This is a genomic window from Neobacillus drentensis, assembly GCF_036965245.1.
Classification (GTDB): domain Bacteria; phylum Bacillota; class Bacilli; order Bacillales; family Cytobacillaceae; genus Neobacillus; species Neobacillus drentensis_G.
Genome location: NZ_JBALPG010000006.1, coordinates 85,179 through 106,177, shown reverse-complemented (window position 1 = coordinate 106,177; position 20,999 = coordinate 85,179). Strand labels below are relative to the sequence as shown.

Here is a 20,999-nt window from a genome sequence, read left to right as displayed (position 1 = left end):
AAATCGGTCCAAGAAATCGAGGGCAGTGTCCTTCATAAGGTCTATGAAGGACAAATCGGTTCAAGGAATCGAGGGAAGTGTCCTTCATAAGGTCAATGAAGGCCAAATCGGTCCAAGAAATCGTGAGAAGTGTCCTTCACAAGGCCAGTGATGGACAAATCGGGTTCAGGAATCCGAAAAGTAAAAGTAAACCCGTACCACCATTGGTCCGGGTTTACTTGTTTGCTGTAAGTGCATAAAAAATTTAGCTTTTTGCCTTAGAAAGTTGAACGCAGACAAGCATCAGGAATGAGATCCCAATCATGCACAAGGCCCATAACCAGGCCATCTGCATGTTGCCTGAGTCGATAGCGACATAGATGGCTGTCGGGAGGGTTTGCGTTTTTCCGGGTATATTGCCTGCAAACATGAGTGTTGCGCCAAACTCACCTAACGCTCGGGCAAAACTTAGAATTCCTCCTGAGATAATCGACTTCAAGGCAAGTGGGACAGAAACAAACATAAATAGTTGTAATTTATTCGCCCCATCAACCCGTGCCGCATCCTCGACGTCTCCATCAACCCCTTCAAATCCGGCCTTTGCCGATTGATACATGAGCGGAAAGGAAACAATCAAAGCAGCAATCACTGCAGCCCACCAAGTGAAAATGACGGGCTGATGAAATACCCATTCGATGAATTGGCCGATTGGGCTCTGTTTTCCAAAAATCACAAGTAACAAAAAACCGACAACGGTTGGCGGTAACACTAACGGTAAAAGGAAAATGGTTTCAATAACTGCTTTTCCTTTGAATCTTGCCTTCGCCATCCACTTTCCAATAAATAATCCTAAAACTAAAACAATGCATCCTGAAACAACGGCTACCTCTAGCGATAGTTTTACAGGATCCCAAAAGTGGTCTGTCATGTTTATTTTTTACAGTCCTTTAAATCCGTATTTTTCAAAAACTTTCATTGCCTCTTTTGTTTGTAGATATTCATAGAATAACATGGCTTCTTTTGGATGGCTACTAGCCTTGATGATTCCGACAGGATAGATAATGGGCGTATGGGTTTTTTCTTCAGCGGTTGCTGCAATCTCTACTTTTGATGATGTTAACGCATCAGTTTTATACACCATGCCGGCGTCGACATTACCAGTTTCTACATATGTAAGCACTTGACGTACATCCTTGCCATAGACGATTTTTCCTTCAACTGCGCTCCAGATCGTTAAGTTTCCAAGTGCCTCTTTGGCATATTGACCTGCTGGTACAGCTTCAGGGGTACCAATCGAAATATTATTCGCTTTTGGAAGGTCTTCAAATGTTTTAATGCCTTTAGTGGAGTCTTTTGGCACGACTAGCACCAATTTGTTTCCGACAAGGTCTGTGCCATTTTTCTTTTCAATCAGACCTTCTGACACTAATTTCTCGAATTTATCTTCTGCTGCCGAGAAGAAGAGGTCGACTGGCGCACCTTGAGAGATTTGCTGCTGTAACGCTCCGGAAGCGCCAAAATTATAGTTGATTTTGATATTGCTATGTTCTTTATTAAAATTTGTCGTTATTTCTGTTAAGGCATCCTGCAAACTAGCCGCTGCTGAAATCGTTAATTCGACGTTCTTTTCAGGGGCTGCCTTCTTTTTCTCTGCCGGCTGTTTACTTTGTTCATTAGCTGAACATCCTGTAAAGATTAGTAAAAACATCATCATCGATAAAAATAATAAATAGCCTTTTTTCAAATCATCTCTCTCCTTATAATTAGATATAACTAATTATAACTAATTATAATTAGTTATGGTATGAAAAAAATCACAAATATTTGCAATATGCTTTTTAAAAAGTAATGAGATACAATATGAAGTGGAGGGATGGACATGTCAAAGGAGATATCCTATACGATTGAAGAAGTTTCGCAGCTGTTAAAAGTATCGAAACTTACCATATATGATTTGATTAAAAAAGGGGAGCTTCCCGTATTCCGTGTAGGAAGACAAATGCGGATGGATGCAGAGGATTTAGACCGATATATTAAAAATCAAAAGTCTGCTCCAATGCCCTCATCTTCTGTTCCGGCAGCTGAACCGAGCAGGACGGAACCAAAGGAATCCCACAATATTGTCATTAGTGGACAAGATATCGTCCTCGATATTTTAGGAAAACATATCGAAAAAGGTTCAACCTATAAGACGCTCAGGTCTTATTCCGGCAGCTTAAATAGCCTCATCTCTTTATATAATGGTGAATGTGACATCGTGAGCTTGCATATGTTTGACGGTGATACAGGAGATTATAATCTGCCATATGTTAAAAGAATTTTAACAGGTTATCCGTACATACTACTCAATCTTGTTTCCAGAAAAGCTGGATTATATGTCCAAAAGGGAAACCCGCTCAACATCACTTCTTGGACGGATTTAAACCAGCCGCACATTACCTTGATCAATCGTGAAAAAGGATCAGGGGCAAGAATCCTGCTTGATGAACAGCTCCGAATCCATAATATTTCTTCGAAGACGATTATCGGGTATGAACACGAAGAGACGAATCATTTAAGTGTCGCTTCAGCGGTTCTTACCGGCAAGGCTGATGTCGGTGTAGGAATTGAAAAGTCGGCAAAAATGATAGGTATCGATTTTATTCCGTTAATTACGGAACGGTATGACCTAGTGATGTTAAAAACTCCTGAAAATGAAACGCTCATCCGGATTGTAAAGGAGATTTTATCATCTTCGTTGTTTCAAACTGAAATAAGCTCTTTGGGCGATTATGATCAAACGAAAACAAGTTCTATTATTTATGAGACCTATTGATAGTGACAAATTTTGACTTGTTTCACGTGGAACATGAGAAGATTGTCGAATCTCATCAGGTGTGTAAATGTAAAATGAGAAAAAGAAAGGGAATGCTGCAGTGAATATACCTGTCCAAACACTATTAACGAAAATGGAAGAAGAATTAAAGCTGGCGAGAAGCAGTGCTAAGCAAGAAAGCTTGCGGGAAAAAGTTTACTCTATTAAAATATTATGCGAATTGATTTTACAAGAAAAACCAGCAGCAAAAACGGAAGTTCTATTGAATCAACCGGCACATGTTACCGGACAGCAAGTATTTCAACAGCCGCTGATGAATCAACAAGTTTTTCAGCAGCCGGCAACGATGCCGCAGGCGAAAAAGATAGAGATGGACCAAGCAAACGGCGATTCATTATTTGATTTTTAAAAAGGGGGAAATGTAAATGAAAGCTTTTATTATTGTTGGCGCCATTAATGCCTTTTTGGCGGTTGCACTTGGTGCCTTTGGTGCGCACGGCTTAAAGGATAGATTGGATGCGCATTACTTGGATATTTGGAAAACAGGCGTTACCTATCAAATGTTTCATGCAACAGGGATTTTAATCATTGGCCTTCTTCTTGGGAAAGTTGGGGTAAGTTCTTTGTTCAGCTGGTCGGGATGGTTAATGCTTGCAGGGATTATTTTGTTCAGCGGGAGCTTGTACATGTTGAGTTTGACCAAGGTTGGCGTCTTGGGTGCGATTACACCGATTGGCGGCGTTTGTTTTTTAGCAGCTTGGGTTCTTATGATTGTCGGGGCAGTTAAACAGTTTTAAAAAATAAACACCAATTGGCGGCCAATTGGTGTTTATGCATGTTTTTTTATCTTGGCGGGTAGGTAGCCATGGGTGGTGCAGCTCCATATGGATATTCATACTCGATTTCCTCAGAAAAAACAATGTAGTCGACAGCCACCATCGGAATGAGGTAGCGGACGCCTGTTTGCGGATCACTAAGGATAACGTGATCTCTTCCTGCCGCTTCAATAATTCCTTTAAATTCTTTAGCATTCCACTGACTGTTCCCTTCAAAGGTAGTAAAGACAGTGACAAGCTTCCCTTTATTCAAGCGCAGGATATTTTCGATGTACGACTGCTCAATTGGCAGCATGCCTGAAGGAGGCTGTGAAACAGCTCCCCCTCCTGCTGGCGGAAATTGCGGAAATGCTTGTTGTTGCTGTGGAGGCATAACCCTCTGCTGTCCGCCGCCTGTGAACGGTTGAGCGCCCGGCTGCCCGGGTGCTCCAGTATAGGGCTGAAACCCTTGTGGATTATAATATTGGCTCATCTTTTTCCCTCCTAAAAAATGAATAATACAAATGGCACAACATTTTATTAATACTCCCCATGACCTAAAAGGTTACAGCGGCATGGAATAAATATTCCTTCTGGTTGATGGGGGTAATCCTAAAGACTCGCTGTTTTATAAGTATGAGGGAAAGTCCGAATATATGACTTGAGGATTAGATTGAAAAAGTAAAAAAGCTCCCAGTATCAGCTGAAGGGTTCCGTTTTTAGGTGCAAAACAGGTAAATGACATAGAAAATGGCGTGTAAAACTGCTTTCAGTTTTAGCACGCCATTTTTAATATTCATATGGACTAAATGACAATCAAATTAAGGTTTTTCCTTATTTTCACTAAAGCACCCGATCTTGCAAAAAGAAGAATCCGTCGATAATGGCAGCTGATCTTTATGTGGATTTGCCAGTTGATAGTCCGAATGCAAAGCTTATTCGGACAGGATAAGCAGGAAATTAGCTGTTGATTGTCCGAATGAAACTTATTCATTGTAACTTTTCTTATTTATACATGAAGGAATTTTGCTACGAGTTCTTCTTCTAACAGATTGCCGACAAAGAAAGCTCCAAATTCGCCATAGCGGGCACTCACTTCGTCAAAGCGCATTTCATACACAAGTTTTTTAAATTGCAGGACATCATCAGCAAACAAGGTAACGCCCCATTCGTAATCGTCAAAGCCAACGGAGCCGGTAATGATTTGTTTTACTTTTCCTGCATATGTACGGCCAATCATTCCGTGGCTGCGCATCATTCTGCGGCGCTCATCCATCGGCAGCATGTACCAGTTATCATTGCCTTGACGGCGCTTATCCATTGGATAGAAGCAAACATGCTTCGTTTTAGGAAGCGATGGGTATAGGCGTGCTAAAATTTGCGGATTTTGATAAGGATCTTCATCAGCTGGTAAATAGTTGCTGAGCTCAACCACTGATACATAGGAATGAGCAGGAATTGTGAATTCTGCTAATTTAGTTTTGTTGAATTCGGTTTCAATTTCGTTTAGCTCTTCCATTGTTGGACGAAGGATCATCATCATAAAATCAGCTTTTTGACCAACGATTGAATATAAGGCATGGCTGCCTTCTTTACGTTCACCAGTCTGGTTCCATTTTTCAACGAGACTTAAAAACTCGTGGATAGCGGTTTGGCGTTCATCGCTAGAAAGCATTTTCCAAGTTGTCCAATCTACGGTGCGGAAATCATGAAGGCAATACCAGCCATCAAGCGTTTGTGCTGCTTCACTCATTATAATCACTCCTAAATAGTCATTCACCCATAACTATAACATAGTTTGACCAAGAGACACCTTTCTAAACACTTGAATGCCAGCGAGTGGATATTTTTTGAAAAAAGGTAAATAGTAAAAGTATGAGTGTAATTTTTTGAAAACAAAAACATTTTAATGAAACCGCTATCTGTGACGTACGATACTTGATATTTTACCTTGGTAAAGTATGCTAGAAAGGGTAGTTTTATTAAGGAGGAAATTGTCGTGAGTGATTTATTTGAAGGTTTAAAGCAAAAAATTTCCGGACGTGATTTAAGAATTGTTTTTCCAGAGGGATTAGATGAGCGGATTGTCCGCGCAGCGAGCCGCTTGGCTGAGGAAAAATTAATCACGCCGATTTTGATTGGCAACATCGAGCAAGTCCAGGCAAAGGCTGCAGAGGCTGGCGTTTCGCTAGAGTCTGCGGAAATCTATGATCCTGCGAGCTATGCTGGAATGGATGAATTGGTTGCAGCGTTTGTCGAGCGCCGCAAAGGGAAAGCAACGGAAGAGGATGCCCGTAAAATATTGCTGGATGAAAACTATTTCGGCACGATGCTTGTGTATGTAAATAAAGCACATGGTTTGGTGAGTGGGGCTGCACATTCGACGGCAGATACCGTTCGCCCTGCGCTGCAAATTATTAAGACAAAAGCAGGCGTGAAGAAGACGTCCGGTGTGTTCATTATGGTTCGTGAAGATGAAAAATATGTGTTTGCCGATTGTGCGATCAATATTGCGCCGGACAGCAATGATTTAGCGGAAATTGCAATTGAAAGCGCGAAAACAGCGGAGATGTTTGATATCGAACCGCGAATCGCAATGTTGAGCTTTTCAACGAAGGGATCGGCAAAGTCTGAGGAAACGGAAAGAGTGATTGCAGCCGTGGCTGAAGCAAAACGACGCGATGCTTCACTCGTGTTGGACGGCGAATTTCAGTTTGACGCAGCGTTTGTTCCATCGGTTGCCAAGAGTAAAGCGCCGGATTCACCGCTGCAGGGGGATGCGAACGTGTTCATTTTCCCTAGCCTTGAAGCAGGAAACATCGGTTATAAAATTGCGCAGCGTTTAGGTGGATTTGAGGCGGTTGGTCCGATTTTACAAGGGTTAAACGCGCCGGTGAACGACCTATCCCGCGGCTGTAATGAAGAAGATGTATACAAGCTTGCATTAATTACGGCAGCGCAAGGGTTATAATGGAAGGTTTGGAGCTAGTCCGGGTGTCGGACTGGCTTTTTTTGTCTTAAAGCACATTAGTGGTGGAAAATCGTCGTCATGGTCGATAGGTCGGTTCATAAAGCACGAAGAGGAGGAAAAAACCTGTGTGTGACGGTCGGTAAGAGCGGTTCATAAAGCCTGAAGAGGAGAAAAAACCTGTGTGATGGTCGATAAGAAGGGTTGGAAATTGGCACAGACTGTTTAATTCGCCCATATTTTGATAAAATATGCCTATCAAACCATTAAGGAGTCACAAACAATGGAGGGTTTACTACGCCAGCCGGAATGGCGGATCATTGACCAATCCGCGGTCGGCATTCATTTTCAGGCATTACAATCATTTGGTACCGATGATACCTTATGTGCATCGGTCGGGGCAGGCGAAGCACCGGCAACAGCGCGGACATGGGTGCATCACAATACAGTGGTATTAGGCATCCAGGATACGAGACTGCCATATTTACAGGAAGGAATCCAATTTTTAAAACAAGAGGGCTATCAGGTGATAGTCCGGAATTCCGGCGGCTTAGCGGTCGTCCTTGATGAAGGTGTCCTTAATATCTCGTTAATTTTTCCAGAAGCTGAAAAAGGGATCGATATCAACCGTGGCTATGATGTGATGTGGCAGCTGATTCAAAATATGTTTGCCGATTTCCCGCAGCAAATCGAAGCACGGGAAATCGTCGGCTCCTATTGCCCGGGAAGCTACGATCTTAGTATTGACGGGAAAAAGTTTGCCGGCATCTCACAGCGCCGCCTTAAAAAAGGGGTCGCGGTCCAGATTTATCTCGGTGTGAATGGCAGCGGCCAAAAACGTGCAGAGCTTGTGAAGCAATTTTACGAGCTGGCAAAACAAGCGGAACAAACGAAATTTACCTATCCGGAAATTGTTCCGGAGGTGATGGCCTCGCTGTCAGAATTACTCGGCAGGCCTTTCACGATTGCTGATGTGATGCTGCGGCTATTAAATCAGTTAAATGCCAATAGTGATTTTTTGTATGCTGGGCAGCTGAACGAATACGAGCTTGGATTATTTCCCGGATATTATCAAAGGGTCATTGACCGTAATGAGAAAATTGCTGACATGGCTAATAAGAAAGGATAAACTTTTTCAAGTTTATCCTTTTTATTACGTATAAGTCACTAAGGATGTTTCGTGAGCATAAGCTTTGCAGTCGAAGCGCTCTTGTCAAAATACCTCGTAAAGGAAGCTTCTGCTTTTCATATAAAAAAGCCATGGACCATTTAAATGACCCACGGATTTTCTATTTTAAGATGCTGCTCCTGTCTCTTCTCCCATTACTTTTCAAAAAATCACTCTGCAACCTTCTCTAAATTTCCGTTGCGGTCCATTTTGAATTTAGTTGCAGGTCTTTCTTCTTCTTCAAATAACACAAGCTTGCGGGCGCGGTTCATAATTTTCATGAGGGTCTCGTAATCTTCTTGAATCGTTTCGGAATTCTGCTCGAGCCCGGCAATTTTTGCCGCCATTTCTTCGTTATGCCTTCGTAATTCTGCTACTTCCCTTTTCAATCTTTCATTCTCATTTTTTAATGCTTCATTTTGCAGATTGGCATGATGAAAGTTTTCTAAGTAAGAAATAACAGAATCCAGGGTAATCCCGCCGGTGGCTGCTGTCCTGTATGTTTGAACTTGAACTTGGGCTTGAGCTTGAACGGCCGGTTTCACATAGGTTTCAGCGGCCATTTCCGCTGTCATGTCCGGCATTTCATCCGTGGTTTCTACCGGCATTTCGATCTGCAGCGGCGGCAGTGTTTCGAATTCTTCTGCAGCCGTGACTGGAGGATTGTAAAGCAGCTTTTTCTTGCCGCCTTGGTCTTTTCCTAACACTCTTTGTCTTTGTTTTCGTTGCTTTTTGGCTAACTGTAATGCTTTTTCATAGCGGTGCCGGACAACAGCGTTCCATCTGAAACCACAGGCCGCAGAGGTTCGGTTTAGCTTGTCTCCTACTTCTTCAAAGGCATTCAGCTGTGTGCTGCCCTCCCTCACATGCCTCAGAACAGTTTCAGCCAATAACAGATCGTTCTCATCTGTCCATGCGTCTTGACGTACTTTCATATGTTTCAACTCCCTAAAATAATGTACGATTAACTTTGCCAGTCAAATTCCTGACGATTTTATATAGCTCTAGTCATATGATGGACAAGTTTTTCATGCTTTATACCAAAATGATTGAAAGGATAGTAGATTTTTTAACTAAAAGATTTAGACAGGTTGACAATAGCTGCTAAGGATTGCAACTTGCATTGGGAAAAAAGAAAATGTAAAATACCTATGGAGTTAGACCGTTGAAAGATCAGTTGTTTTTCCAATAGCTTATATTGATTGCTTGTTGGATAAAATAATGACTATATAATAGATTGACTGTAGAAAGGGTTGTATGAAATGTCCAATGAATTTCGTGTTTGCGATGATTGTCAGGCCGTGAATTTAAAGACATTGATCCCTCGCTTGAAAGAAATCGATCCGGATGCCGAAATCAAAATTGGCTGCCAGTCCTATTGCGGACCGGGCCGGAAAAAGACCTTTGCCTTCGTTAATAATCGCCCTGTAGCCGCATTAACGGAAGAGGAATTAATGGAGAAAGTGAATAAAAAGATACGAAAAGCGGAAGCGTCCGTTTAGCGAAGTACACTAGTCGCTGGGCGCTGGAGCTAGACAGTAATCGAAGTTAATAGATCTTTTCTTAATTATCAAATAATCACCTTTGTTAATATACTAAAGGTGATTTTTTATTTTATGTTATTAATGGTGCCCTTTTTGTGCCTCCTTTTTGGTGCCTGACACCCTTTCTAATCCCTGGATGATGTAAATGGTGCCTGACACCATATCTAACCTGCGGGTGTTGTTTATGGTAGCAATCACCCTAGTATGGCACTCAAAATGTGACATTTATGTCGAAAAATCCTGCGGAAATTTGCGGATTTTTGGTATATAATAGGAATATTAAATACTGGCCGATCAGCAGTAAGTTAGCAAGCTAGGAATGTAAAGAGGAAGAGGGAAATCCATGCATTATTCGGCGGAAAAATTGAGTGAAGAAAAAGTGTTTAAAGATCCCGTCCACCGCTATGTCCATGTGCGTGACCTGGTGATTTGGGATTTAATCGGAACGAAAGAGTTTCAACGGCTGCGCCGAATCAAGCAGCTTGGAACGACCTTTTTGACCTTTCACGGTGCTGAGCACAGTCGCTTTAACCATTCTCTCGGCGTATATGAAATTGTTCGCCGTATCATTGATGATGTATTTGCAGGAAGGCCGGAATGGAACGATAATGAACGCCTGCTGACGCTTTGTGCTGCGCTTCTTCACGACCTAGGACATGGTCCGTTCTCCCATTCCTTTGAAAAAGTGTTTGATTTTGATCACGAAGACTTAACCCGTGCCATTATCTTAGGTGATACTGAAGTGAACAAGGTGCTCTTAAAGGTGAGCCCGGATTTTCCTTCGCAAGTTGCAGAAGTCATTGCCAAAACATCGGAGAAAAAGCTAGTTGTTAGCATGATTTCTAGTCAAATTGACGCCGACAGAATGGATTATTTGCAGCGGGACGCATATTTTACCGGCGTCAGCTATGGCCAGTTTGATATGGAGCGAATTTTGCGTGTGATGCGGCCTCGGGAAGACCAGGTCGTCATCAAAAAGAGCGGTATGCATGCGGTAGAAGATTATATTATGAGCCGCTACCAGATGTATTGGCAAGTATATTTCCATCCTGTTTCCCGCAGCGCCGAGGTGATTTTGTCCAAAATCCTCCACCGCGCCAAGCAGTTGTATAAGGAAAATTATACGTTTAAATATGAGCCAATCCACTTTACGTCCCTCTTTCATGAGCAAGTGACATTAGAAGACTATTTAAAATTGGATGAATCCGTCATTTTATATTATTTTCAAATCTGGCAGGAAGAAGCTGATCCCGTTTTAAGCGATCTTTGTAGGCGCTTTGTCAATCGCAACCTCTTCAAGTATGCCGAATTTGACCCTGCGAAAGAATACAAGAAGCTTACTGAATTGACGACGCTTTTTAAAAAAGCCGGCATTGACCCTGAATATTATTTGGTCGTCGATTCGTCATCGGATTTGCCGTATGACTTTTATCGTCCTGGTGAGGAAGAGGAAAGACTACCGATTCATTTGCTAATGAAAAATGGGGAATTACGAGAGCTATCGCGTGAGTCAGAAATTGTCGATGCGATTTCGGGGAAAAGAAGAACCGATCATAAGCTTTATTATCCGGCCGATTTTCTTGAAGATGAGTCGACCGAAAAAGAGATAAAACAACAAATACGTGCCCTTTTAGAGATATAAATCAGGTGAAAATAGTAATATTGGTGCCTGACACCCTTTCTAACCTGTGGATACTGTAAATGGTGCCGACACCTAATGTAATGGAGTAGGAGATGACGAACGTTGTTAAAAGATCACGCGAAGCTGATGCAGGCGATTCTGGTTTCAGGTGAAATTACCGGGAGAAAAAAGCTGCAAAAGATGATATTTATTGCGAAAAAGATTGAGTTTCCCTTTCACGAGCGGTTCCAGTTTCATTTTTACGGGCCCTATTCGGAGGAATTGACCACAAGGGTGGAAGAACTTTGTAATATGGGATTTCTGAATGAAGTAAAAGAGAAAAAGGGCGGATACTTTCAATATCGCTACACGCTGACAGATTCGGGGAAAGAGTTTTTGAGCTTGAACGAAGTCGAAATGCCCTCTTTGGCGGATTGCTTTTCCGATATGAATGAGCAAAATGCTAGATTCCTCGAGCTTGTTTCAACGGTTTTATATTTTGATAACCTCTCAAAAGACGAAGTTACGAATAAAGTATTTACGTTGAAAAGCAGCCAGCGCTATACAGAGGCGGAAATCGATGAGGCGTACCAATATATTAAAACGTTGAGAGAGAAAACTCAATAAAATAAAAACGCTTGGATTTTAGAAAAAGTATGAACTTCATCTCCATTATTAGATTGTGTCTAACAACTGGGGGGCAGTTCAACTACTAGGAAAAAGATCCAAGCGTTTTTTATTGCTTTGTTTTCAGTTAAATCAATATTCATTTTTTTGAAAATTTGTTATCATTTGTCTATCGAGTAAATTGGGGAGGCGGAGCGCTGTGATCATTGGAGTAATTTCTGTCGTTATGATATTTGGAATTCCGATTGTCGCCATCTTAACAGACCATTTCCAGAAGCAGTCAAAATTAAAGGCTAATATGTTAAAAGACGAGCTTGAGCTTGAAAAACTGAAACAAGAAAACTATTTAATCGAAACCGAAAAGATGAAGCTTGAACTAGAAAAGATGAAGCTGGACCAACCAAAAAATGAAATAAAATTCTAGCTCAGAAACTTAAAAGGTGTCAGGCACCATGTGAATTTTTCACATGGTGCCTGACACCCTATCTAATCTTTAGATGTTGTTAATGGTGCCTGACACCATGATTATTTTTTGTCGCTTGCGCGGACGCCGCCTACGGCGTAGTGGTCCTTGCTCATTTCTTCGATGAAGACGGTGATGTTTTCTGTTGGGGCGCCGGTTGTTTCGCTGACAGCGGCGGTTACTTTCTCCACTAAAGCTCGCTTTTGATCATCTGTACGTCCTTCAAGCATTTTTACTGTCACATATGGCATTTGCTAGTCCTCCTTTTTAAACGTAACTACTAGTTAGTGTTCCATAAACAGCTAAAAAGTGCAACAATGCGACTAGCACATTTGATTTTCTTTTTACGAGCGGTTTCATGTATACTAAAAGGAAAATAGAAGTAGAGTTCGGTCATGACTCCGTTATTAGAGAGGAGAAACGCTATTGGAACATTTTCTTGCCTATCCGTTAAGGGAGATTCCCTATGTAGCCATCACGCTGATTTTTGCGTTTACGTTTCACGAATTAGCCCATGCCTATGTTGCCTATAAATTTGGCGACATGACGGCGAAAAACCAAGGGCGGCTAACGTTAAATCCGCTCAAGCACCTAGACCCGTTCGGAACGATTTTAATTCTGATTGCTGGTTTTGGCTGGGCCCGTCCGGTACCAGTCAATCGATTCTTTTTTAAAAAGCCGCGCTTAGCCGGGATTCTTGTTTCCGTCGCAGGGCCGCTCAGCAACCTAGTATTAGCCTTTATTGGCTTTTGCGTTGCCTACGGGCTGCAACGGTTTGGAGTGATTCCAACAGAAAATTTTTTCAATTTTCTCGATATATTTATCAGACTCAACACTGTATTATTTGTTTTCAACCTTCTTCCGCTTCCGCCGCTTGACGGATATCGGATTGTTGAGGATCTAGCTCCTAATCATCTCCGGGCAAAAATGACACAATATGAACAATACGGCGTCTTAATTTTTCTTATTTTAGTGATTACACCATTAGATCGTTTCACCATTCAGCCGATTTTCCAGGTGATCGTTCCTTGGGTATGGAAAATGCTTGAGTATTTCGCCAACAGTTTATTTTTTTAAAGGAGGCTTGCACCATCAATGGATGAAAATAAGAAAAAACTTGGTTTTAATATAATAAAAAGTGACCCTACCGATGGGCACAAGGGCTTTGGCAAGGGAGCACTCAGCCTTGACAATGTTTCTCCGGTGATAATTGATGTCGAAGCTGGGGAAGCGGAAATCGATGTCGGCGCGATGCATGCCCGCAGTGTGGTCGAAAAAGGGATCAAATTTTTGCAGAATAAAGATGAGGTGCCGAACGGAAAGCCGTATTGGCTTGTATGGGTGACGATTGATCGGAAGCCGGAAGGCCCGTATTATGCCGGGGTAACTGCTTGTTTTATGACGGTTGACCGGGAAATACGCCGCGGCTATAAATCCTTGCCGGAGCACGTCAACCGCATGGATAAGTCGCTGAAGCGCCACATTATTGTCGAGGATATGGATGCAAACTCGAAAAAAGTACTAGCTGCTTTCCTGCGAGGACATAATGAAGCCTTATGGAATAATTCCACAGAAGAACTGAAAAAAGGGTTATTGGCGGAATAAAGTACAAATTCATTACTACTTCGTAATTGAGGAATTATATTTTTTTAAAAAAATAAAGTGGAGAATGGCTTGTAGTTTTTCTCAAAAATAGGTAGTATTATAATCAGTGTGAATACACTGTAAAACTAGGACAAGAAAAGCTCCGGAGCAATCCGGAGCTTTTCAATTTTAGTTCCCCCAAGGCATAATTTTCTTATACCACGGTACTTTTTTGTGATCCCGCTTTTTTGCCGGGGACTCGTCCGAATTTTTTAAGTGATCGGTGCAATATTCAGTCGGTTCGGTGCCAGCAACGAAATAGGTGTAGCGTCGGACAGGGCAATCCTTGGTTGCCAGCTTGCCATTTTCCGGGTTCACGTAAACGCCGACAACTCCCTCTTTTGGCGGTTTAAACGCCTTTACGGGTTTCCCCTGTAACGCTTCCTCCATAAAGTTGGCCCAGATGTTCTTCGCGTACGTTTTTTCCGCAGTTAAATCAATTGGTTTTCCGATGTCGTACCCAGTCCAGACCGCCGTAACAAGCTGCGGTGAGTAGCCAATCATCCAACTGTCTGTTTCCGTTGAGCCTGACTTTCCTGCGTATGGCCGGGTAAGATCCTTCATAATCGTGCTCCCGGTTACCTTAGCATAGCCGTTTAATTTTGCATCGAAAATCCCAGTCAGCATCTGCGTCATCACAAAGGCCTTTGCCGGGTTCAAAACTATTTTCGATACATTTTCTTTTTCAAAAATAACATTGCCATTATAGTCTTCAACTCTCGTAATTAACGTCGGGTTAACCCGTTTTCCACCGTTAGCTAACAGGCTATAGGCACCCGCCATTTCAATTACACGAACACCTGAAGTTCCTAAGGATAGCGACGGAACCTTGGCCATTTTGGTAGAAAGGCCAAATTTCTTCGCTGTCTCGATTAACGTCTCTTCTCCTAAAAATAAATGCGTTTTGACAGCAAAAATATTATCGGATACGGCCAATGCTTGGGCAAGAGTGACTTCACCATCGGCATACTTGTTGTTAAAGTTATGCGGTGTATAATCGGCCTGGCCGTCATCAAAATGGAAGGTCGTAAACTCGCTCCGCATCGTCGAGGATGGGGTAAAGCCGTGCTCAAGAGCGGCGTAATACAAGAGCGGCTTGATGGTCGAACCCGGCTGCCTAATTGCTTGAACCGCGCGGTTAAAAGGGCTTTTGTCATAGTCCCGGCCTCCGACCATTGCTCTTACATAGCCGTTTTTCGGATCCATCGCCACAAGGCCGACCTGGATTTCCGAGGAGCTGGCCACATATTTGTTGACCTGGCTTTCGGCAGCTTCCTGCTGTTTTAGGTTGAGTGTCGTATAAATCTTTAAACCGCCGAGGGCAATCGTGCGGTCATCTAAATGTAATTGATTTTTCAGCGCATTTTTAACCGCATCCTGAAAATACGGTGCCACCTTTACTTTTTGCGTTGTATGGACGCCTACTAATGTGAGCGGTTCTTTAGCGGCTGTTTTTGCTGTGTCTTTGCTGATATAGCCGTTTTTTACCATGGTTTGTAAAATAATCGCCTGGCGGCTTTTTGCTTTTTCCATTGAAGCAAGCGGTGAGTAGGTACCCGGCCCCTTTGGAATTCCCGCGAGCATGCTTGCTTCGGCAAGGGTTAAGTCGGAGGACTTTTTTCCAAAATAATATTGGCTTGCTGCTTCAACACCATAGGCACCGTTGCCATAGTAGATGGTATTTAAATAGCCTTCGAGAATGTCCTGCTTCGAATAGCTCATTTCCAGGCGGATTGAATAAAACGCCTCCGTCAGCTTCCGTTTCCACGTTTTGTCGTGCTCGAGAAACAGATTTCTGGCATACTGCTGAGTAATGGTACTTGCTCCTTGCACCTTGGCGAAGGCTTGAATATCAGCAATCACGGCACCGGCAATTCGTTTAAAATCAAAACCATGATGTTCGTAAAAATTTTTATCCTCAATGGAGACGGTCGCATTTACTAAATCAGGCGAAATATCCTTGAGTTTGACCCAATAGCGTTTTTGCCCGCTATGGCTCTCTCCGATTAAGGTTCCATCTTCGGCAAAAAACAGTGTCGATTGCGGAACTGCGAGCGGCGGCGCACCTAAAATTTTGGCATAAGCAAGGATGCCAAGGAAGAGAATGAGCACACAAATCATGCCTATCAAACTGATGATAATAAATGCCCGTAAATATTTAACCGTCTTTCGAAACCCTTGATCAGTCATGATTTCCATTTTGTTCACCTCACATTAAAAGCGGAAGCGCTTTGATCCGCCTTGACAAGCGCTGGAGGGCCAGGCGGTGAAGTCGTTCTTTGACTTCATTGACAGGACCGAAGCGATCTCGAGGGGCAAAAGCGCTGCAGCTAGATATTCTCATTTTCCAGTTTTAAAAAAAATAGATAGTAATAGTATTGAAAAAATAGAGCCTTTTTAAACATTCATGAAAAAATTCTTTAAATTTTGCTAGACTTTTTTTTCTGTTTGTAATTCAATAGGTTGGGTACGATAAAATTAAAAACAAAGCAGATGCACGGAAGCACATTAGTAGCTAAGCGCGGAAGCTGGAAAATGAATAAAAATACGGAAGGAAGATGAAATATGACAATTTGGTTTACAGAAAAGCAAACTGAAAACTTTGGAATTACAATGAAAGTAAATAAAACATTACATACAGAGCAAACGGAATTTCAAAAGCTTGATATGATTGAAACAGAAGAGTGGGGTAACATGCTGCTTTTAGATGACATGGTTATGACTTCTGTTAAAGATGAGTTCGTTTACCATGAAATGGTGGCACATGTACCGTTATTTACGCACCCAAATCCAGAGAATGTGCTTGTTGTCGGCGGCGGTGACGGCGGCGTTATTCGTGAAGTGTTAAAGCACCCAAGCGTGAAAAAAGCGACACTTGTAGATATTGACGGAAAAGTAATCGAGTATTCAAAGAAGTTTTTGCCTGAGATTGCTGGATGGCTTGAGAACGAGCGTGTAGACGTGCAGGTGGGCGATGGCTTTATGCATATCGCTGAAAGCGACAATCAGTATGATGTTATTATGGTTGACTCAACGGAACCGGTTGGCCCAGCGGTAAACCTGTTTACAAAAGGCTTCTATGCGGGAATTTCCAAGGCGTTAAAAGAAGACGGCATTTTTGTTGCTCAATCGGACAACCCTTGGTTTAAAGCGGATTTAATTCGCAATGTTCAGCGCGACGTTCGAGAAATTTTCCCAATTACCCGTTTGTATGTAGCTAACATTCCTACGTATCCAAGCGGCCTATGGGCTTTCACGATCGGTTCAAAGAAATACGATCCATTAGAAGTAAGCGAAGACCGCTTCCACGAAATCGAAACAAAATACTACACAAAAGAACTTCACAAAGCTGCATTCGTATTGCCTAAGTTTGTTGGCGATTTAGTGAAGTAAACTAAACGGGAGTTAGGTAGGTATTCCTGTTAATATAGGTCTACGTGACCAAAATCGATAAAAAACGAGTCACCGGTCACCTAGAGAGAATCTACGTGACCGAAACTGATGAAAAAGCGAAAATTTGGTTAAATAAAAAGGTTCTAGGGGAATACCTAGAAAGTGAGGGATGTTTGATGCGTTTTGATGAGGCTTATTCGGGGAAGGTTTTTATTAAGAGTCACCCGAATTTTGAGGAGAGTCAGGTTGTGCTTTACGGGATGCCGATGGATTGGACGGTGAGTTATCGCCCAGGTTCGCGCTTTGGCCCGGCCCGAATCCGCGAGGTGTCAATTGGTCTTGAGGAGTACAGTGCCTATCTCGACCGCGAATTGGAAGAGGTTAAATATTTCGACGCCGGCGATATTCCACTGCCGTTTGGAAACGCTCAGCGCAGCCTTGATTTAATTGAAGGGTTTGTCGATCAAATTCTAGCGGCAGGAAAGTTCCCGCTTGGCATGGGCGGTGAGCACCTAGTATCATGGCCTGTCATGCGGGCTGTTTATAAAAAATATCCGGATTTAGCGATTATTCATTTTGATGCGCATACCGATCTGCGTGAGAATTATGAAGGCGAGCCATTGTCACACTCGACCCCGATTCGCAAAATCGCTGAATTAATCGGGCCGAAAAACGTTTATTCCTTCGGCATCCGTTCCGGGATGAAGGAAGAATTTGAGTGGGCGAAGCAAAATGGTATGCATATTTCAAAATTTGATGTGCTTGAGCCGTTGAAAGAAATCCTGCCAACGCTTGCCGGGCGTCCGGTTTATGTAACAATCGATATCGATGTGCTTGACCCCGCGCATGCGCCTGGAACAGGTACGGTCGATTGCGGAGGAATCACGTCGAAAGAACTGCTTGCCTCGATTCATGAAATTGCCCGTTCAGAGGTAAAGGTGGTCGGCGGTGACCTTGTTGAGGTTGCGCCGATTTACGATCCATCAGAGCAAACTGCGAACACAGCGAGCAAATTAATTCGTGAAATGTTGCTAGGTTGGGTGAAATAATCTTTCAAGTTGGTGCCTGTCCCATTGGGGGCGGGCATCTTTTGATTTGCACCGTAACAATGTATAATAGGGAAAGTATGCGATAACGCCCCCAAGTTAATGATAAGGCTAGAACAAAGTAAGAGAGCAATCAAAGGCTAAGGTTCGAAAATAAATAGGGTTGTTTCGAAAATAAATACCGATGTTTCGCAAATAAATCGTGAAGTTTCGCAAATAAACTTCATTTTTTCGCAAATAAAATCGTGTTTTGCAAAAATAAGGGCAGAATTTGTGTAAAAATACTAAAAGGAAGTGCAAATGCGTTTGGCAAACCATGAAATTCCGGTGAAAATTAAGGTGAAAACGACGATAGATGAGCAAGAGACTTTTGAATTGACGGTGTTTGGCCGATACCATCAAAAGGAGGGTGCTTCATTTCTGCAGTATGAGGAAGTGCTGGAGGAAGGAAGTGTCCGTACGATTGTGAAGGTGGCCGAGGATGAGGCGCTGATCTTAAGGGGCGGTGCGGTGAAAATGCGGCTTCCGTTTCGTTTACATAAAAAAATGCGCGGCAGCTACGAGATGCCGTTTGGTACGTTTGAAACGTTAACAATGGCAAAAAAAATCGAGCATTCGGATGGTCTGATTGACATTCTTTATGATTTCACGATGCAGGGCTCGCCCGCCGGTACATACCATTTAGAAATTACCTTTCAGGAGGATCAAAAATGAATATTGTAGAACAGGTTCAAAGTAAAATAAAGGAAGAAATTCGCGCGGCGGTGCTGAAGGCGGGGCTTGCGACTGAGGAGCAGATTCCCGATGTGATCTTAGAGACTCCGAAGGAAAAGGCACACGGTGACTATTCGACGAATATGGCAATGCAGCTAGCAAGGGTGGCGAAGAAGGCACCGCGGATGATTGCTGAAAGCTTGGTGGAAAATTTCGACCGTTCGCAGGCTTCGATTGAAAAAATTGAGCTTGCGGGGCCAGGGTTTATTAATTTTTATATGAATAATGATTATTTAACCAACTTGATTCCAACCATTCTTGAAGCGGGGGACAAGTACGGCTCGACAACCGTGGGCGGAGGCCAGAAAATCCAGATCGAGTTTGTGTCGGCCAATCCAACGGGGGACTTACATCTTGGACATGCCCGCGGTGCTGCGGTCGGCGATTCACTGTGCAATATTTTAGACAAGGCGGGCTATGACGTTTCAAGAGAATATTATATTAATGATGCCGGCAATCAGATTAATAATCTGGCATTGTCTGTTGAGGCCCGTTATTTCCAAGCGCTTGGCATGGAAAAGGATATGCCGGAGGATGGCTATCATGGTGCTGATATTGTCGGCATCGGGAAGGCGCTGGCGGAAGAGTTTGGCGATAAGTATGTTGAGGTCCCAGACGCGGAGCGGTTTGAATTTTTCCGTGAGTACGGTTTGAAATACGAAATGGCGAAGTTGAAGCGCGATTTAGAGGATTTCCGTGTCGGCTTTGATGTCTGGTACTCGGAAACCTCACTTTACAAAAATGGAAAAATCGATGAGGCTTTGGATGCGCTGCGTGAGAGCGGCTATGTGTATGAGGAAGACGGGGCGACCTGGCTGCGTTCGACTCATTTTGGTGACGATAAGGACCGCGTTTTAATTAAGCAGGACGGCTCTTATACGTATTTGACGCCGGATATCGCTTACCACAAGGACAAGCTTGCGCGCGGTTTTGAAAAGTTGATTAATATTTGGGGGGCTGACCACCATGGCTATATCCCAAGGATGAAGGCGGCGATTCAAGCTCTAGGATTTGCCCGCGAGGCGCTCGAGGTGGAAATTATCCAGCTTGTCCATCTTTATAAAAACGGCGAGAAGATGAAGATGAGTAAACGGACCGGAAAGGCTGTGACGATGAGGGATTTGGTTGATGAGGTTGGCCTTGATGCGACCCGTTATTTCTTTGCGATGCGCAGCTCGGATACCCATATGGACTTTGATTTGGACCTGGCGGTGTCGGAGTCGAATGAAAATCCGGTTTATTACGCGCAGTATGCCCATGCTCGAATTTGCAGCATTTTGCGTGCAGGCGAAGAACAGGGTGTGACAGTTGCTGCCGATGCTGATTTTTCATTAGTGGTGTCGTCGGAAAAGGAAATTGACTTATTGAAAAAATTGGGTGAGTTCCCTTCCGCTGTTGGCGAGGCCGCAGTGAAGCGTGTGCCGCACCGGGTTACGAACTATATTTTTGAGTTAGCGTCGACATTCCACAGTTTTTACAATGCGGAAAAGGTACTCGACAGCGAGCAGCCTGAACGGACGAAGGCACGTCTTGGGTTAGTGAAGACAGTGCAAATCACGTTAAAGAATGCCTTGGCGTTGATTGGCGTTTCGGCTCCGGAAAAAATGTAAATTATGTAGGCCCCCTTTTTCATTGGAAAGGGGGCTTTTTCTATTTGTTTTTGGGGGTCAATTTTTGAAGTGGACAGTAAATGACGAAAAGTGGAAAGTAAATCCGTGAAACCGGAAAGTAAAAGTAGAAAAGTGGAAAGTAAAACCGTGAAACCGGACAGTAATTGCCGGAACCGGAAAGAAAACTGTTTTAAGTGAATTGTAATTCAAAAAAAGTGAACCTGAGAAGGCGTTAATGAATGATTAGCATACCGATTTTCACGGAAACAGTTTTTAAAATATGAATAACTCCCAAAAAAATACAAATATTAAAGATAGATTTTTGAGTGAGGAGTGAGGAGAACGCATGAATGTAGGAAGAGCAAAGGAAATTCTCGAATCTGCTGAGATGATCAATGTGACCTATGATGGCACCCTTGTGATCATCCAACATGTGGATGAAACGACAAAAATGGCACGAATTTATTCCAGAACCGACCCGGACCACGAGCGCGACGTTCCTGTACTAAACTTAATTGAAGAATAGAAAAGA

At 43.0% G+C, this 20,999-nt stretch carries 23 protein-coding genes; 16 read left to right on the top strand and 7 right to left on the bottom strand.

Annotation, left to right across the window (positions count from 1 at the left end; genetic code table 11):
• Window positions 1-244: 244 nt before the first annotated feature.
• Entirely contained in the window at window positions 245-907 is a 663-nt protein-coding gene (modB, locus tag V7150_RS01470) for a molybdate ABC transporter permease subunit (protein WP_335512909.1), read from the bottom strand.
• Window positions 908-916: 9 nt separating this feature from the next.
• Window positions 917-1,723 (bottom strand): molybdate ABC transporter substrate-binding protein, encoded by an 807-nt coding sequence (gene modA, locus V7150_RS01465; RefSeq protein ID WP_335512907.1) that lies wholly within the window; start codon window positions 1,721-1,723, stop codon window positions 917-919.
• 135 nt (window positions 1,724-1,858) lie between these two features.
• Here modA and V7150_RS01460 point away from each other — a divergent pair, with 135 nt between their 5' ends.
• The 3 genes from V7150_RS01460 to V7150_RS01450 all read left to right on the top strand — a co-directional run bounded on the left by V7150_RS01460 (window position 1,859) and on the right by V7150_RS01450 (window position 3,591).
• The gene (locus V7150_RS01460; protein ID WP_335512905.1) at window positions 1,859-2,794 is read left to right on the top strand and encodes a helix-turn-helix transcriptional regulator; all 936 of its coding nucleotides are present in this window, start codon (window positions 1,859-1,861) and stop codon (window positions 2,792-2,794) included.
• 100 nt (window positions 2,795-2,894) lie between these two features.
• Window positions 2,895-3,203: a YwdI family protein gene (locus V7150_RS01455; protein WP_335512903.1), complete on the top strand. Its 309-nt coding sequence runs from the start codon at window positions 2,895-2,897 to the stop codon at window positions 3,201-3,203.
• Window positions 3,204-3,219: 16 nt separating this feature from the next.
• Window positions 3,220-3,591 carry a DUF423 domain-containing protein gene (locus V7150_RS01450; protein WP_335512902.1) on the top strand — a complete coding sequence of 124 codons (372 nt, stop codon included), beginning with the start codon at window positions 3,220-3,222 and terminating at the stop codon, window positions 3,589-3,591.
• Window positions 3,592-3,637: 46 nt separating this feature from the next.
• Here the strand turns inward: V7150_RS01450 and gerQ are convergent, their stop codons facing one another.
• Window positions 3,638-4,102 carry a spore coat protein GerQ gene (gene gerQ / locus V7150_RS01445; protein WP_335512900.1) on the bottom strand — a complete coding sequence of 155 codons (465 nt, stop codon included), beginning with the start codon at window positions 4,100-4,102 and terminating at the stop codon, window positions 3,638-3,640.
• A gap of 516 nt (window positions 4,103-4,618) precedes the next feature.
• On the bottom strand, window positions 4,619-5,362 hold the full coding sequence (hemQ, locus tag V7150_RS01440) for a hydrogen peroxide-dependent heme synthase (RefSeq protein WP_335512898.1): 744 nt from the start codon (window positions 5,360-5,362) through the stop codon (window positions 4,619-4,621).
• A 246-nt stretch (window positions 5,363-5,608) separates the two neighbouring features.
• On the opposite strand from hemQ, the gene pta reads away from it, so the two are divergent.
• Together pta and V7150_RS01430 are read left to right on the top strand one after the other, a co-directional pair.
• The gene (gene pta / locus V7150_RS01435; RefSeq protein WP_335512896.1) at window positions 5,609-6,580 is read left to right on the top strand and encodes a phosphate acetyltransferase; all 972 of its coding nucleotides are present in this window, start codon (window positions 5,609-5,611) and stop codon (window positions 6,578-6,580) included.
• Window positions 6,581-6,860: 280 nt separating this feature from the next.
• On the top strand, window positions 6,861-7,706 hold the full coding sequence (locus V7150_RS01430) for a lipoate--protein ligase family protein (protein ID WP_335512894.1): 846 nt from the start codon (window positions 6,861-6,863) through the stop codon (window positions 7,704-7,706).
• Window positions 7,707-7,915: 209 nt separating this feature from the next.
• Here the strand turns inward: V7150_RS01430 and V7150_RS01425 are convergent, their stop codons facing one another.
• Window positions 7,916-8,680: an RsfA family transcriptional regulator gene (locus tag V7150_RS01425; protein ID WP_335512892.1), complete on the bottom strand. Its 765-nt coding sequence runs from the start codon at window positions 8,678-8,680 to the stop codon at window positions 7,916-7,918.
• Window positions 8,681-9,007: 327 nt separating this feature from the next.
• On the opposite strand from V7150_RS01425, the gene V7150_RS01420 reads away from it, so the two are divergent.
• The 4 genes from V7150_RS01420 to V7150_RS01405 all read left to right on the top strand — a co-directional run bounded on the left by V7150_RS01420 (window position 9,008) and on the right by V7150_RS01405 (window position 11,961).
• The gene (locus V7150_RS01420) at window positions 9,008-9,247 is read left to right on the top strand and encodes a DUF1450 domain-containing protein (RefSeq protein WP_335512890.1); all 240 of its coding nucleotides are present in this window, start codon (window positions 9,008-9,010) and stop codon (window positions 9,245-9,247) included.
• Between the two features lie 385 nt (window positions 9,248-9,632).
• Window positions 9,633-10,931 (top strand): HD domain-containing protein, encoded by a 1,299-nt coding sequence (locus V7150_RS01415; protein ID WP_335512889.1) that lies wholly within the window; start codon window positions 9,633-9,635, stop codon window positions 10,929-10,931.
• Window positions 10,932-11,033: 102 nt separating this feature from the next.
• Complete coding sequence (locus V7150_RS01410) at window positions 11,034-11,537, top strand: YwgA family protein (RefSeq protein ID WP_335512887.1); 504 nt, start codon at window positions 11,034-11,036, stop codon at window positions 11,535-11,537.
• Window positions 11,538-11,739: 202 nt separating this feature from the next.
• Entirely contained in the window at window positions 11,740-11,961 is a 222-nt protein-coding gene (locus tag V7150_RS01405; RefSeq protein WP_335512922.1) for a hypothetical protein, read from the top strand.
• 101 nt (window positions 11,962-12,062) lie between these two features.
• On the opposite strand, the gene V7150_RS01400 is transcribed toward V7150_RS01405, so the two are convergent.
• The gene (locus V7150_RS01400; protein ID WP_335512885.1) at window positions 12,063-12,251 is read right to left on the bottom strand and encodes a 2-hydroxymuconate tautomerase; all 189 of its coding nucleotides are present in this window, start codon (window positions 12,249-12,251) and stop codon (window positions 12,063-12,065) included.
• A gap of 175 nt (window positions 12,252-12,426) precedes the next feature.
• On the opposite strand from V7150_RS01400, the gene V7150_RS01395 reads away from it, so the two are divergent.
• Both V7150_RS01395 and V7150_RS01390 read left to right on the top strand, forming a co-directional pair.
• Entirely contained in the window at window positions 12,427-13,077 is a 651-nt protein-coding gene (locus V7150_RS01395; protein ID WP_335512883.1) for a site-2 protease family protein, read from the top strand.
• A gap of 18 nt (window positions 13,078-13,095) precedes the next feature.
• Complete coding sequence (locus V7150_RS01390; RefSeq protein WP_335512881.1) at window positions 13,096-13,605, top strand: YwhD family protein; 510 nt, start codon at window positions 13,096-13,098, stop codon at window positions 13,603-13,605.
• 168 nt (window positions 13,606-13,773) lie between these two features.
• Here V7150_RS01390 and V7150_RS01385 read toward each other — a convergent pair whose 3' ends face one another.
• Complete coding sequence (locus V7150_RS01385; RefSeq protein WP_335512879.1) at window positions 13,774-15,843, bottom strand: transglycosylase domain-containing protein; 2,070 nt, start codon at window positions 15,841-15,843, stop codon at window positions 13,774-13,776.
• A gap of 366 nt (window positions 15,844-16,209) precedes the next feature.
• Between V7150_RS01385 and speE the strand changes: the two genes are divergently transcribed.
• The 5 genes from speE to V7150_RS01360 all read left to right on the top strand — a co-directional run bounded on the left by speE (window position 16,210) and on the right by V7150_RS01360 (window position 20,993).
• The gene (gene speE / locus V7150_RS01380; RefSeq protein WP_283920821.1) at window positions 16,210-17,037 is read left to right on the top strand and encodes a spermidine synthase; all 828 of its coding nucleotides are present in this window, start codon (window positions 16,210-16,212) and stop codon (window positions 17,035-17,037) included.
• Between the two features lie 176 nt (window positions 17,038-17,213).
• The gene (gene speB / locus V7150_RS01375; protein ID WP_335512920.1) at window positions 17,214-18,086 is read left to right on the top strand and encodes an agmatinase; all 873 of its coding nucleotides are present in this window, start codon (window positions 17,214-17,216) and stop codon (window positions 18,084-18,086) included.
• Between the two features lie 297 nt (window positions 18,087-18,383).
• Window positions 18,384-18,797 (top strand): DUF1934 domain-containing protein, encoded by a 414-nt coding sequence (locus tag V7150_RS01370; RefSeq protein WP_335512877.1) that lies wholly within the window; start codon window positions 18,384-18,386, stop codon window positions 18,795-18,797.
• Window positions 18,794-20,467 carry an arginine--tRNA ligase gene (gene argS / locus V7150_RS01365; RefSeq protein WP_335512875.1) on the top strand — a complete coding sequence of 558 codons (1,674 nt, stop codon included), beginning with the start codon at window positions 18,794-18,796 and terminating at the stop codon, window positions 20,465-20,467. The genes V7150_RS01370 and argS overlap by 4 nt, the downstream gene beginning before the upstream one ends.
• Window positions 20,468-20,813: 346 nt before the next feature.
• Complete coding sequence (locus V7150_RS01360) at window positions 20,814-20,993, top strand: H-type small acid-soluble spore protein (RefSeq protein ID WP_335512873.1); 180 nt, start codon at window positions 20,814-20,816, stop codon at window positions 20,991-20,993.
• Window positions 20,994-20,999: the final 6 nt, after the last annotated feature.